The organism is Desulfobotulus alkaliphilus (genome assembly GCF_007830435.1).
GTDB lineage: Bacteria > Desulfobacterota > Desulfobacteria > Desulfobacterales > ASO4-4 > Desulfobotulus > Desulfobotulus alkaliphilus.
In genome coordinates, this window is the sequence record NZ_VLLC01000036.1 from 1 (window position 1) to 15,045 (window position 15,045).

Below are 15,045 nucleotides of genomic sequence, written 5' to 3' on the forward strand. Positions count from 1 at the left end.
GATGAAAAGGCCATCCTTGCGGCCATGGCCTATGTGGATCTTAATCCTGTCCGGGCTGGCATGGCAAAAACCCCCGAAGAATCGGAATACACTTCCATCAAGGAAAGGCTGGATGCCCTTAAGCCGCAGGATGTGGATTCCGGTTCTCCTGAATCACCGGACACTTCCCCGGATACCCCTCCTGAAAAACCCAGAGCCGCCCTTGCGCCCTTTGATGATCTTACGGATATGCCCTTTGCCATTCCCTTTGGCTTCCATGAGTATGTGGAACTGGTGGACTGGACAGGCAGACAGCTCAGGCGAAAGAAGATGAGCATCCGTGAAAACACCCCGCCCATTTTAAGCCGTTTAGGTGTGGATGCAGCTGTATTTGTATCTTCCATGGATACTTTGCTGGAGCAGTTCGGTACAGCCGTGGGTGATCCTGAAGCATTGAGGCTGCATTGTAAGCTCAGGGGGCTTCGCTGTATGCCCGGTGTCCGGTGTGATGTCTTTTTCGATGCGGCATGATTTACAGGGCTGGATTTATCCCCGGTGGCTGAGGTTCTCGAAGCCCCTTCCCACTGTCCCTTTTTCAGGCTATGCAGTAGCCGGGTATTTCTGCTACACTTTTTAAAGAAAAGGATACTGCATGGCAAAAACCAAAAAGGAATCAAAGATTTCAAGTGACTACGACAGCCCATGGAAAGAAGCCGTAGGGAGGTACTTCAAAGAGTTCCTTGCCCTTCTGTTTCCCCAGATCCACGATGAGATAGACTGGGACAAAGGGCTTGTATTTCTGGACAAAGAGCTGCAGAAGATCGTCCGGGATGGCACCACAGGACGGCGGTATGTGGACAAGCTGGCAAAGGTCTGGACCAAAAAGAACAGAGAAATCTGGGTACTCATTCATGTAGAAATACAGGGTGAGGCCGAAGACCTCTTCCCCAAACGCATGTATGTGTACAATTTCCGCATCTTTGACAGCTATGACAGGGATGTGGTCAGCCTTGGGGTTTTAACGGACAGCCAGAAGAGCTTCAGACCGGATTCCTATTCTAAAGAATTGTGGGGCTGTAGCCTTGACTTCCGCTTCCCCATTGTCAAACTTATGGATTGGGAAGACCGTTGGGATGAACTGGAAACCAACGATAATGTCTTCTCTCTCGTGGTCATGGCCCAGATCAAGGCGAAAAGCAGCAAATCAAAGGATGAGCTGAAGGCCTGGAAATACCATCTGGTGAAGCTCATGTATCAGCGGAACTACAGCAAAGAAGACATCCTGCAGCTGTACCGCTACATCGACTGGATGATCAGCCTGCCTAAGGAGCTGGAAGCACAGTTCCTTAAAGAAGTTTACCTCTTGGAGGAGGAAAAAAAGATGCCATATATTACAAGTGCAGAGCGGTTTGGGTTGGAGAAGGGTGTTGTTATGGGCCGTAGTGAGGGCCGAATAGAGGGCGAGGAGATTGGTGTGTTCAAGGAGAAGCACCAGACCATCATGAGCCTCCATGAGTTCAATATGAAACCAGAGGATATTGCCAAGGCTACCCGACTTACCCCAGAAAAGGTTAGAGAAGTCCTGGCTGCTGGGGACAAGGGGCTGGATTTGCTGATCGGTGAGGATGCTACCAAGCATTAAACACGGATACTGGCATTGGGCACCTCTGTCACCAAGCCCTCTTATTTTGATTTCTATTTATCCGCAGCCGGCCGGATGCAGCCCCTCAGTATGGGTTGTGTCTGGTTGTTTTTATCTGCCTTAACAGCCTGTGTTTTTCCCTGGGTAACCGGGTAACCATAGGACACCAAGTGCGCCGGGATAAGCTGGCATGGGATTGGAGGTGCAAGTCCTCTATCTGGTAAGGTGTAGCGAACCGCCGGAGACCTTAAGTCATGGGCTGCTGCTCGTGAGGGTAGTGGTTAAGCGTTGACAGGGGAACGCACAGGCTCGGTATTGAGCTCCGAAATCAGGGTTGGGAATGCTGACCGTGTTGGGTGAACGGGAAGGCAAAACTGAATGTTGAGTCAACGCAAGTGGCAGGCAGGTTCCCCGGAGTCGCTGACCCGGTGCATCTGTGAATGTCTCATGAACGGAACCCGGGAGGCCTCACCCAGCGGTACTTTAAGAGTAACTGACAGCTCCAAGGTAAGTAGCCGAACAGCTGACAGAGCCGGGTGAGGAGTCGGACAAGGCCATAGTAGTGAAGAAGCGGACGAACAAATTGAAGGAACAAGCATGATGATAAACGAACTGGATATGCGGAGTCCGTGGAGCGAAGGGCCTTGGCAGAGAGAAAGTCTGAAGAGTCAACCTGTGGCCGGGACTCAGAGCCCGGATAAATCAGATGAAGGGCTTGGAAGGCTGCGTGCAGCCAGCAGCAGGAAGCCGTGCGTTTGACTCAATGCAGGAGCCGGATGCGTTAGCAGCGCACGTCCGGATCTGTGCCGGGGGGTTGATCTGAAACTGACAATTGTCAAAATTGCCTTCCAGATCAATTCTCTACGGCGACCTTCATTGTTTTAGATTTTTTATTTTCCAAATAAAATCATTACTTTTTTAGTCGGTCTCTGACCGGATAAGGGCAGTTTATCCGTCCTTTCCGATTAAGAAAGGCCCCTGCAAGGTAGTTGAGGCCCTTGAAACCTCCTTCCCAATTCCACCCTTTCAAGCTATGCTTCTCCCCACCCTATGAACCAGCAGGAAGCGGAGCCCCCAGGCTTTTTGCCCTTCTTGTGCTAAGGAACCGGGATGGGAGTTTCGGGTTAAGAGGACTGTAAGTCGGATGCAGCATTGGATGAGGCCGGGGAGGTTCCTGATTATTAAAATATCTGATGCAACGGAGGTTTATGGAAAGAATTTATCCTTTTCCAAAAACAGCCAGGCACTTTCATTGCTTTACCCGTGATGAAGATATCAAACAACATCCTGCCTACAAACAAGGAAAGGCAGGTGATACGGATGCTGCTTTGGATCTGATTGAAGAGCTGGCACTTGATCCGCTCCTTGCGCTGCGGGGAAAATTCCCGGAAGGCAGTATCTATGTTTCACCCTTTGCCCGGGAAGCATCAGGAGATAATGCCCTGCCACTTATCTTGTCTTTGGTCTGTGCCGAGCTGTATTCAGGAATCAGTGAAATAGATATTGTCCAAAAAGAGCGCGTTTTTCATACGGGAGCTGATCCTATGGAACGGCTCATTGCCAGACCTTCTTTTGAAGGAACCATACAGCATGGCGGGCAGTATGTACTGGTGGATGATGTCACAAGTATGGGCAGTACTCTGGCTGAATTAGCCAATTTCATTTTATTGAATGGTGGTTATGTTACTGGTAGCCTGCTGCTTGTCAATGCGGGGCGTTCAAAAGACTTCAGGGCACCCGCTAAACCTATTCGCTTATTGGAGGAACGTTACGGTGACGCAATCAGACAAATCTTCGGAATCCACCCCCCAGCTCTCACCGCCAACGAAGCAGGTTATCTCGTCGGCTTTAGAACACTTGACGAGATCAGAAATCGATGCGCTAAGGCAGAAAAAGAAACAACTCAGCGTTTACTATCAAAAGGTTATTAAAGACCGGATGATGAAAAGGCCCTCCTGTCTTCCCTGAAGCTGTCGGCCCTGCGCTGTAGTGGCACCCTTACGGGTTTCCGCAGGCAGGTACGGTTTGCCCCTGCAATTTTTCTGTCTTCAATGGCTGAAGGATCGATTTGATGAACGGTTACGGAAATCTTTAAGGTAGAGGAGGAAAGTATGCGCAAGGCATTTTTGTTTTTTGTCTGTCTGATTATGCTTTTTATATCCGGCAGTACACAGGCCTTTGCAGGGGAGTCTTCTTCCGGCTGGGTATGGGAAAGATCGGATCTTTCTCCGGATGCGAAGCTGGTTTACGGAGAGCTTCCCAATGGTTTCCGCTATGCCCTTTTTCCCAACGACCATCCTTCGGGCAGGCTTCATCTTCACCTTCTGGTACGTTCGGGTTCCCGCCATGAGGCCGAAGGTCAGGAAGGGCTGGCCCACTTCCTTGAGCACATGGCCTTTAACGGTTCCACCCACTTTCCGCCGGGCAGCCTCATCCATTTCTTCCAGAAAATCGGCATGAATTTTGGGGGAGACACCAATGCCCATACCGCCTTTGACCGGACAGCCTATGACATTGTACTTCCCGAAGGCAAATCCGACACCTTAGATCAGGGCCTTCGGATCATGGCCGATTATGCAGGAGAGCTTCTTTTTCCGGCGGAAGAAATTGAGCGGGAGCGGGGCATCGTCCTTGCTGAAAAAAGGGACAGAAATTCTCCGGCCTATCGCATGCACCGGGCGGAGCAGGCCTTTCTTTTCAGGGGAACCCGTATTCCCCAAAGGCCGCCCATTGGCCTTGCTTCTGTGATCCGCTCTGCAGATGCAAAAGATTTCAGGGCTTTTTACCATGCCTGGTACAGGCCGGAGCGCATGCTGCTTCTGGGCGTCGGGGAGATGGATCCGGCTGAGGTGCAGGCAAAGATTCATGCCGCTTTCGGGGAACTTAAGGCCCGTGGCCCTCTGCTGCCGGAGCCGGAAATCGGCCATACGGATCATCGGGGTCTCGAATTCATGTATCACAATGAACCGGGAAGCGGAGAGCTGCGCCTTGGAATTTCCACGGTCTCATCCATAAAACCTTATATCCATACAGTGCAGTCGGACAAGGAGGCCCTTTTGCGCCACATGGGCATGCGCATGCTGGCCCAGCGCCTTGAGCGTCTCAAGGAAGCGGAGGTGCTGCCTGCCCTTTCCATTGCCGCCTTTACCCATGACCTTTACGGAAGTATCCGGCTTACGGATCTGCGGATGGTTTCAAGGCCGGATACATGGGAAGAAAACCTTAAAATCTCCACGAAAACCCTGAGGGAGGCCTTGGTTCATGGTTTTACCAAAGGGGAGTTAGAAAGGGTAAGGCAGGAGTTCATCGCCTGGTTTGAGGAAGGGGCAGAGGCTTCTGTCCGCAGGGAAAGCGGGGAGCTGGCAGCAGAGCTTCTCCGGGATTTTTATATGGATCAGGTACCTGTTTCTCCCGTTGCCATGGCTTCTTTGATGATCCCATTTCTGGAGAAAGCGGAACTGTCCGCAGTGAACCGTTCTTTCCGTCAGCTTTGGTCCGGCAGTCACAGGTTAGTGCGCATGTTGGGCGAAGGGGTGGATCTTGCCGAAGGTCAGGCAAAACAGCGGATGCGCTCCATTTATCTTGCGGCCGGGGATGATGTTTCAAAGGATACGCTCTGGTCCGAAAGCGTTACTTTCCCCTATCTGCCCGCACCGGAAGAACTGGCTGTCGTCAAAAAGGCCTGGGAGGATGAAGGGCTTGGCATCCGGGATGTGCTGCTGGAAGACGGCACCCTTATCCATATCCGGCAGACGGATTTTGAGGCAGGCCGGGTGCGGATGCGGGTGCGTCTGGGCACGGGCCGCAGCGGTGAGCCCTGGCCCGGTCTTTCCTATATTGCCACCGAAACCCTGAATCTTTCGGGAACGGGTACCCTTGGTCGGGAGGCCTTAGAACAGGCCCTTGCGGGTAAGCGCATCGCCCTGCACATGGGCATGGGGCCGGAGGAAATATTTTTTGACGGAGAGGCCCGTAGGGGGGATTTTGCCACCCTGCTTCACCTGCTGCGTGCCCGTCTGGAAGATCCGGGCTTCAGGGAAGAGGCCTTTGAGCTTGCCAGAAATCGCTATGAGAGAGAACTGGAGCAGGCGGCCGGGAGTATTGACCGGACATTTCGCCGGGAGAACCCCTGCTTTTTCACGGAAGACGATGCAAGGCTCTGCCCACCGGATGCCCTGCCCCCATGGTCTTTGGATGATATCCGAAGCTGGCTTGCTCCTGTCCTTGCCTCTGATCCCTTGGAAATTTCCTTGGCAGGGGATATGGATGTGCTGGAAGTGGAAGGGCTTGTGCGCAGTATTCTGGGTAAAAGATCTGTTTCATATGGCAGGATTAATGAGCCTCTGGCCCAAGGCCCCGTCTTTACTTCCGGGCTTTTAAAAACCGTCAGGGTCAATGCCCATCCGCCCGCAAGCCTTGTGCAGTGGGGTTTTCCCACGGGTGGCAGTGCCTCTTCACTGGAGCACCGGGGGCTGAATCTGCTGGCGGAAATTATGAGGGAGAGGCTGCGTGAGGAAATCCGGGAAAATATGGGTATTGCCTATGCTCCCTTTGCCTGGCACTGGCATTATACGGGGTGGCCCGACTGGGGTGGCATCATGGCAGGGGTTTCCGTGGCACCTGAATCAGCGGAGGAGGTTTCAGGCCGCATCCTTTCCCTTGCAGCGGGTCTGGGGGAGGGCGGGCTGACACCGGAGCTGCTGGAAAGGGTAAGGGGCCCGCTCATCAACAATCTGGAAACACGTCAACAGAATAATATGTACTGGATCATGGGCGTCATGGATGGTTCCGGAGAAAAGCCTGAGCTGCGGGAATGGGCCAGAACCCTGATATCAGACTATATGGCCTGGACCGCCGAAGACTTAAGTGGTCTTGCCGCAAGGGTTCTGAATCCTGAAAAGGCCTCCCTTTTGCGTGTTGAGACTGAAAAACAGCAGGATTGAATTCTGAAAGGTTTGTTGGTTTCCCTCTGGCCGTTGGCTGAGGCCCTCGAAGCCACGAAGCCAGAGGCTCCCAAATCCATTGGCTGAGGCCCTCGAAGCCATAGCCCGCAGCCCAAAAAAATAAGTATTTACAGACACAAAGGCCGACCCCCTTCATTGATCGGGGCTTCGGCCTTTCTTTGTTTGCCTGAGATAATCCTTACTCCGTCCGCCTGAAAGAAATAGAGATGTTTGATCCGGGGGAAATAAATTCGGATTGTAAGGCTTTCTGGTACGTCCCAACAACAGGCAGCACCGGTTCGGGTATGGGTAGCGATGCGCTCATGCTGTTTTTTTGGGAGGTTGGGTCAAAATGCTTAGCTGAACGGCCTTGAACTTTTTTTAAAAGATTTCCGAGGAAGTTTTTTTGCCAAAAAATGTTTAAAATAAACATAAATTGTCATTGGATTTTTTTATGAGCATGGATTCGATGGTATGATACCTCATTGCCATGGTTGTTCAACCTTGCGAATTCTGGTCAGTAAAATTGCATGGGAAGGCTTTTACCTTTTTGTTGTTATTTTAATTCACATTCTCCGTGAAACCATTACCCTGAACTGTAGAAAAGTCTGGGTAAGATCCATGGGAGGACTGTGATGTATACTCCAAACGGTCAGCCTTGAAACATTTAAAAATTTCAGGCGTACGATGTACTGCATAGGTCACTGTAATAGTAGAAGCGGCTTCCAGCCGCTTTAAAGAATGCGCCAGGATGGCGCATCTACAAAACACAGCAATACGGTGCAGACTGCTGTTCAGCAGTTTTTCAACATCGTTTTAAGACTGGCCCGTGTATCAAAAAAGACCGTTCGGAGTATAACAGGGGCTGGAACAGGATTCCGATCATATTTTTTAAATATTGAGATGTCTGGCAAGTTTTTTGCTTGGTTGCTCCCGCAATGATCGCAGCGTTTTACCCGCAGGTGTCGGTTTCATCTGTTGAAACGTATTGTTCTTATCCTGATGGTGTTTGGAATATCCCTTTGCGGCCTAAGGCTGCATACGTTTAGAATGGGGCTGAAGCCCTGCCACCTTTGTTTTCAGGATGGATTCTATGCCTTTTATTAAAGCCTGGTGCTGGATTGCCGCCCTTGTTGTTGTTCTGTGTCTGTCTGTGTACGGTTCGCGTTATTTTGAACGGAAAGTTTCGTTTCAAGGAGAAGATCAACCTCTTGTGGATGATCGGATTCACATACGCTATCGAATTTCTGTGCAGAATCCTTCGAATCTTCCGGTAGAGGATGTGCATGTACGGGTTCGTATACCCCTTATGGAAACATCCTTTCAGCGGCGGACCGGACTCGGATCGGAGCCTGCCGCTTTCCAGGATAACACTTCAGGAAACCCGGATATGCTTGTGTTTCACTGGGAATTATTTCCGCCCCATACCACCAGGATGGTTACGGTGGGGGCGGATCTTGATATCTGGGAAGTCCCGTTGAAAATGCCCCATGAAAATCCGGAGAGATTCCTGAAGGCCGAGCCTCTGCTGGAGTCGGATCATCCGGAAGTTAAGGCGCTGGCTGCATCCCTGAAGGGGGAGACCCAGTTGCAGACCGTTAAAAACATTTTTTCCTGGGTCAGTCACAACCTTGTGTACGAGGGTTATGTCCGCGAGAACCGCGGGGCCCTGTACGGGCTTTTGCATAAAACGGGTGACTGCACGGAGTTTGCCGCCCTTTTTGTGGCACTTTGCCGGGCAAGTGGCATACCGGCCCGTATGATGGGCGGATATGTCTCTCCCGAAGGGGGGCTTCTGGATCTTGGGGACTATCATAACTGGGCAATGTTTTACCATGGGGGATACTGGCGTGTGGCGGACCCGCAGAAAAAACGTCTCATGGAAGAGGAAGGCAGCTACATAGCCTTTCTCACGGTAACGCCCTCCGTTTCTGGTGAAAGGGCCGTTGTGGCAGGGCTTGAGGGCAGTGGGATGCGTGTGGGCCTGAATCGCTGAGCAGGGATATCTGAATTATCAGCTGATCCTTTGAAAAAATGGAGAGCAAGAGATCATGTGTGCATTAAAAACGGGGAGAGTCATGATGGCGTTCAGTGATCTGCGGAGGGCCGGGATATGTTTCCTGTGGATTTTCATGCTTCTGGGTTTTGCGGTTTTTTTCCCGCAGGATGTCCGGGCCCTCTGCGCTACGGTGAAGATAGAAATCCGGCAGGAGCTGACCTTGGAACGCCAGGCCTTTGATGCCCACATGCGCATCAACAATGGCCTTGCCCATATGCCCATCGAGAACGTGGCCGTAGATGTAAATTTCACCGATGAGAAGGGCACTCCCGTTCAGGCCTCATCGGATCCGAACCATACGTCCGCCCGTTTTTTTATCCGTATTGATACCATGCGTAACATCAGCAATGTCAGCGGCAGCGGGAGTGTGGCTCCCGAAACTTCTGCGGATATCCACTGGCTGATCATCCCGGCACCTGGGGCTTCCAATGGCCGCGAAAGCGGTACTTTGTACTTTGTGGGAGCCACCCTTTCCTACACGGCAGGGGGCAAGAGCGAAACCATAGAGGTGACGCCGGATTATATCTTTGTCAAACCCATGCCTGAGCTGATTCTGGATTATTTTCTGCCCACGGATGTTTATGGGGATGATCCCTGGACGAATACAGTGGAAGAGCCTGTTCCCTTTGAGCTTGGTCTCAGGATTCTGAACCGGGGCCATGGAGAGGCCCGTTCCCTTAAGGTGGAGTCTGCCCAGCCCCGGATCATTGAAAATGAGCAGGGGCTTCTTGTGGGTTTTAATATTGAGGGCGTCCGTGTGAACGGAGAACCAGCCCAAAACAGCCTGCTTGCGGATTTTGGGGATATTGCCTCCAGAAAAGCAGGGGTTGCCCGCTGGATCATGACATCCTCCCTGTCCGGCAGGATGGTGGGCTTTGATGCGGAGTTTTCCCATGCCGATGCCCTGGGGGGGCAGATGACCTCCCTCATTCAGGAGGTGAATACCCGTTTTCTTGTCCGGAGCGTTTTTGTGGATGCACCGGGCCGGGATTCCATAGAGGATTTTCTGGCAAAGGATGATGATGTTTACAGGGTCTATGAGTCCGATGGTACGGAAACCCTGGTGACGGATCAGTCGGAAGATGCAAGCCTTGTGGTTTCTGGAAATACCTGGCGCTTCACAGTACCCCCTACGGCAGGCTTCATGTACGCCGCCCTGCCAGATCCCTCACGGGGCAGTCTGGTCATTCAGGGGGCGGTCCGCTCCGATGGCAAACGCATACGGCCTGAAAACATCTGGTTTTCCAAAACCCGGGCAGGAAGCGGCCCATGGCAGCACAGCATCCATATCTTTGATCACAACACAACGGGTGTTTATACCCTTATCCTGGAAAGCCCCGATAACCTGCCACGGCCTCCGGAAATCCGCTTCATTCCAGATAGAAGCGGTGAGGAGGGGCGTCAGCTTTCCTTTCTTGTGGAAGCCTCATCTCCTTCGGGAAAATCCCTTGCTCTGAGAAATGATGCCCTGCCCGTGGGTGCAGGCTTTACGGATATGGGGGATGGCAGCGGTATTTTTGACTGGACGCCGGGTCCGGGCCAGGCCGGTGCGTACACCCTCCGTTTCATTGCCAGTGATGGTGTGCTTACGGCTTCACGCCAGGCCCGTATCCGCATAGCTGCCGAAGGGAATGTGGATACGGATAAGGACGGCATGCCCGATGCCTGGGAGCTGGAGCACTTTGGAACTTTGGACAGGGATGGCAGGGGGGATTTTGATGGAGACGGTATCTCAGACCTTGATGAGTACCTCAATGGCTTTGACCCAACCGTACCCCAGAATGTTCCCGGCATTCCTGAGATTCTGAGTCCTTTTCAGGGAGAAGTTCTGGATACCCTGAGGCCTGTGCTTGTGATCGAAAGAAGTCTTGATCCTGAAAAGGATCCTGTGACCTATACCTTTGAGGTCTTTTCGGACATCACCTTTCGAGAACGTCTTTTTGTAAAGGATATGGCCTGTTTCGGGGAAGACACCACCTCCTTTATGCTTCCGAGAGATCTGGAGGACAAAAAGGCCTATTACTGGCGCGTCCGGGCTTGGGACCATACGGGCAGCAGCCTCTGGGCCCATGGGCATTTTGTTGTTCATACGGAAGGCGGTGTGCTTCCGGAACCTGTTCCAGCTGATCCCGTAGAGGGTCCTGTGCCCGGGCCTGTGCTGAAAAATCCCGGTCAGGGAGCCTGGGTTTCAGGTGCTGTTCCGGTTCTTTCCGTGCATCCTGCCCTGAACCCTGCCCAGGATGCCGGTGTTTTCCAATACTGTTTTGAGGTGTATGAAGATCCGGCCCTGACCCGCCTTGTGGTTCGGGGCACCAGTGCCCACCCTGTCTTTGATGACTACCAGAGCCTTGTTTCCAGTCGCTGGTACTATTGGCGGGTTCAGGCGCTGAAGGATAATGGTCTTGCCGGAGCCTGGTCGGAAACGGGACGGTTTTTTGCCAAGGTGCATGCCCTTCCCCCGCCGTCACTTTCCTTTGTCTATCCCGATGCTCCCCTGTACCTTTCTGCCCAGGGCCTTACCCTGCGCTGGCTTTTGAAGGACACAGGCCCGGATGCCACCCTTGCCCTCTATTATACCGATGCGCCACGGACCGAAGGCGGGACGCTGATTCAAGGCAGGCTGGAAGATGATTCCGACGGCAGGGCTGGTTTTTACACCTGGGATGTTTCTGATCTTGAGGGGGTTTATTATGTCTATGCCCTGCTTGAGGATGGCAGCGTCCGCCAGCGTGTGCTCTGCCCCTTTGCCATCACCGTGGATCAAACCCCGCCATTGGTATCCGCCACCCCTCCGGGAGGCCGTTTTGCGGATACGCTAAGGGTAGAACTCAGCGCCAATGAGCCTGCGGACATCTATTACACCCTGGATGGAACCCTTCCTTCGGAAGCCTCACTTCCCTACACGGAGCCCCTTGTCTTTGATGAAACCCGCACCCTGAGGTTCATTGCTGTGGACAGGGCGGGCAATCTTAGTGCTCCGGTCACAGAAACCTACACCAAAGGGGCTGAGGTTTTCAGGATTACCGTGGATGCCAGCATGGGTGGTCCCCTTGGTGGGCTAGAGGTAAAGGCCTTTAATGAGGCAGGAGACTTTACGGGCATCAGGGCCCTCACCTGTGAAAACGGACAGGCGGATTTTGATGTGAGTGCCTTTGCACCGGGGCAGTATCTCTTCCGGGTTTCCTGGATGGGCAGGGACTACGGTACCGGGCTCCTTGATATCCCCGGAAGCTCTGCAGGGCATCTTTCCATTGCAGAAGAAGAGGTGCGGGTACGGGTGCATACCAAAGACGGGGCCGTCCGGGACGTGGAAGTCCATCTTTTCAGCGGATCGGGGGCTTCGATGGGGCAGTATGGGGTCACGGACGCTGGGGGTGAGGTGGTTTTTGTTCTGCCCGTGGGCGGGGAGTTTACCTTCCGGGCGGATCTTTACGGTAACCCCATCTGGACAGGTATAGTCGCCGTGTCTGGTGATGGTCCCAACCTCGTTTCCGTGCCCACGAAGGGGAGCAGCCTGATTTTCCATGTGAGCAAAGGGCCGGAGGCTCCCCTTGAAGGTGTTCGCATAGAAATCCATGACCCAAGCGGGGCCTTGGGTCTTTCTGCCGAGACCGATGCTGAGGGGCTTGTGGCCTTTGGCCTGCCTGCGGGCGAGTATGAAGCAGAAATTTTCTGGCTGGGGCATTCCCTCTGGAGCGATGAAATATATCTGTCTGCGGATACCCGCATGGAGATTCTGCTTCCCCATCAAACGGTGAGTGTATGGCTTGGTGCCCGGTACAGGGAAGAAAATACGGCCCTTGCGGGTCTTCCCGTTCATCTTTTTACGGACAGGGGTGAGTCTGTGGGGCTGACGCAGGAAACCAATGGGGAGGGCTATGCTTTCTTTGAGGTTCCGGAACAGCCCTATGGGGCAAGGGTTACCCACAGGGGCCAGACCTTTGCTTCCTCCCTTTTCATCTGGGAGGACACCCGGATTCTTGTGCCCATGGCCGAGGTCAGGGTACGGGTTCAGGCTGGGGGGCAGCCCCTTTCCAATGTCATGATTTCCCTTTTTGACGAAGCTGATCAGCCCCTTGATCTTGTTTTCCACACCGATGACGGTGGAGAAGGCAGCATCCGTCTTCCCGAGGGTCGTTACCGGTTCAGGGCGGATTATCTGGGCAATGCCTTCTGGAGCGGCATTGAGTCCCTGCATGCGGACAGCGTTCATACGGTTCACCTTGGTGTTGGCAACGAAGCCTTTGCTTTCAGGGTAGAGAAGGCCGAAGGAAAGCCCATTGCCGGGGTTCTCTGTCGTCTTTTTGACATCCATGACAAGGATCTGGGTATTTCCGTCAGTACCGACGCCCAAGGGATGGCCCGGCTGGATCTGCCCCATGGCCGTTACCGCATACAGGCAGAGTATCTGGGGCATGGGTTCTGGAGCGAGGAGCTTAAAATACCTGCCATGGAAACAGCCACCTTGCAGATTCCCCATATTCCTGTGGATGTGAGGGTCTTCACCATGGAAGCCGGGACGAAAAAGGTACCCGCAGGAAATGTACGGGTGCAGCTGTATGGAGACGATGATCGTTATCTGGAGCTTTTCCGGAGCACGGATGCCCAGGGTCTTGCCCGGTTTTTACTTCCCGCAGGGGGGCGTTACCGTTTTCAGGCCGGGATCCTCACAAGGCCTTTCTGGAGTTCCATGCTTGAAGTGCCCGGAAGTGGGAAGGCTGAGGCCGACATCAATGGCGGGGGCGGCAGGCTGAATGTTCGTGTGGAGGATCTTTCTGGAAACAGCATAGCGGGTATCTATGTATATCTGCACCGGGACGATCAGCTCTATCTGGGACAGAGGCGCTTCACCACGCATCGGAATCCAGCCTCTTTTGTTCTTCCCGAAGGCACTTACCGGCTCCGGCTGGAATACAGGGGCTACCGGCACTGGACAGAACCTGTTTTTGTAACCGGAGATACGGATTTTGTTCTGCCCCTTGATCTTGCAGCCTGCTTCATTCAACAGCTGACAGGAAGAGGATTCCCATGAATTTGATTGGGGGAATGGAGGGGCAAGGGAGCCAGCATGGCGGCTTTTTTGAAGAACCAACGGGTCAGTGGAGGGTGATGTGAAGATCGCATGGCAAGGGGCAATGACTGTATCTTTTGTTATTTTGTTACTCGCAAGCATGGCAGCACAGGCGGATTTTCTGTCCAGCGATGGAAAACAGATTCCTTTTGACCTGGCCAGGGGGGTGGAGGAGGTCATGGAGGAGTATGGTGAGAAGGCCATTTTTCTTGTGGACGTAAGGCCCGAAGAAGCCTTTGCCCGATACCACATACCCGGGTCCCTGAACATGGATTTCCATGAGATCCGGGTTCGCTCCTTTTTGAAGACAAAACCCCTTGTGCTCATCAATGAAGGCTTTGCCCTGGGCCGGCTTGCGGAAAGCTGTGAGGATTTAAACAAAGAGGGTTTTCAGGCATCTATTCTTGCCGGTGGCCTTGTGGCCTGGAAGGGGATTGGCGGACCCCTTGCGGGTGATCCCTTTGCCATGGAGGAGATGCACAGGGTAAGTCCGGAAGTTCTGGCCTCAGAACTGGCCTGGACCCATCCCCTTATTGTCCATGGCCTGGACAGGGAAGAGGCGGTTTTTACCCTTCCTTTGGCCCATGCCCTGCTCCGGCCCCATGATCCCGAAGGCGTTCAGGATCTTTTGACCCTCATGGGGGAGGGGAGAAACAATCCCTTCCTTGTTCCTATTATTATTACGAAAAATGGCGAGGAGAATGCGGCCTTTCGGCGCTATCTGGCCAGCTACGGCATCAGGGAGGTTTATGTGCTGGAAAAGGGCTGGGCAGGTTATGAGCGCTACCTTGAACACCGGCGTCTGGCCCAGCGCTCAAGGGATGAACGTATGGCCAGCACCGGAAGCGGCAGGTCCTGCACTTTGCAGGATTGAAACGCCGAACCAAAAAAGGATGGGCAGATTATTTCTGCCCCTAGAAAAATAAGACCCAATGGAGTTCAGACCCATGCTTTCACCTCACCGTCTTTTCCTGCACCTTTCTGTTCTTGTCTGTATGGCACTGCTCTTTTTTTGCCCTGAGGCCTTTGCCCGTACCGAAGTAAGAGGTCAAATTTCAACGGACACCACCTGGACCGTGGCGGGCAGCCCCTACATTATCACCGGAACGGTTGTGGTTCGTGGAAAGGACGGGGATGACGGTGTCACCACCCTCACCATAGAGCCCGGGGTGGAGCTGCGTTTCAATGCCAATACCCGGCTTGATGTAGGGGGCAGCAGCGGAGACCCCGGTGCCCTCATTGCCGCTGGAACGGCGGACGCGCCCATACGCTTTACCGCCAACAGCGCAGATCCTAAGCCCGGTCACTGGAATGGCATCCGTTTTTTGGCAACCGCCCAGAGCACAAGCCG

The 15,045-nt window shown here is 53.3% G+C and carries 9 protein-coding genes; 8 read left to right on the plus strand and 1 reads right to left on the minus strand.

What is annotated here, in order from left to right; all coding sequences use genetic code 11:
- The 3 genes from LZ24_RS17340 to LZ24_RS14930 all read left to right on the plus strand — a co-directional run.
- A partial coding sequence (locus LZ24_RS17340) for a hypothetical protein (RefSeq protein WP_222427663.1) occupies positions 1-510 on the plus strand: 510 nt, incomplete at its 5' end.
- A 121-nt stretch (positions 511-631) separates the two neighbouring features.
- Positions 632-1,621, plus strand: coding sequence for a hypothetical protein (locus LZ24_RS14925; RefSeq protein WP_144686531.1), 990 nt, complete (start codon positions 632-634; stop codon positions 1,619-1,621).
- Positions 1,622-2,829: 1,208 nt separating this feature from the next.
- A complete protein-coding gene (locus tag LZ24_RS14930; protein ID WP_144686532.1) occupies positions 2,830-3,552 on the plus strand; it encodes a phosphoribosyltransferase in 723 nt (240 codons plus the stop codon).
- Here LZ24_RS14930 and LZ24_RS14935 read toward each other — a convergent pair.
- Entirely contained in the window at positions 3,549-3,740 is a 192-nt protein-coding gene (locus tag LZ24_RS14935; RefSeq protein ID WP_144686533.1) for a hypothetical protein, read from the minus strand. The genes LZ24_RS14930 and LZ24_RS14935 overlap by 4 nt on opposite strands.
- On the opposite strand from LZ24_RS14935, the gene LZ24_RS14940 reads away from it, so the two are divergent.
- The 5 genes from LZ24_RS14940 to LZ24_RS17345 form a co-directional block, all read left to right on the plus strand.
- Positions 3,733-6,564, plus strand: a complete 2,832-nt coding sequence (locus LZ24_RS14940; protein WP_144686534.1) for a M16 family metallopeptidase — start codon at positions 3,733-3,735, stop codon at positions 6,562-6,564. The two genes, LZ24_RS14935 and LZ24_RS14940, sit on opposite strands and share 8 nt — an antisense overlap.
- 1,213 nt (positions 6,565-7,777) lie before the next feature.
- Complete coding sequence (locus tag LZ24_RS14945; protein WP_186443184.1) at positions 7,778-8,560, plus strand: transglutaminase-like domain-containing protein; 783 nt, start codon at positions 7,778-7,780, stop codon at positions 8,558-8,560.
- A gap of 55 nt (positions 8,561-8,615) precedes the next feature.
- The gene (locus LZ24_RS14950; protein WP_144686536.1) at positions 8,616-13,655 is read left to right on the plus strand and encodes a chitobiase/beta-hexosaminidase C-terminal domain-containing protein; all 5,040 of its coding nucleotides are present in this window, start codon (positions 8,616-8,618) and stop codon (positions 13,653-13,655) included.
- Positions 13,656-13,758: 103 nt separating this feature from the next.
- A complete protein-coding gene (locus LZ24_RS14955; protein WP_144686537.1) occupies positions 13,759-14,568 on the plus strand; it encodes a rhodanese-like domain-containing protein in 810 nt (269 codons plus the stop codon).
- A 73-nt stretch (positions 14,569-14,641) separates the two neighbouring features.
- Positions 14,642-15,045, plus strand: a 404-nt coding sequence (locus LZ24_RS17345) for a hypothetical protein (RefSeq protein WP_222427664.1), incomplete at its 3' end; no start/stop codon positions are given.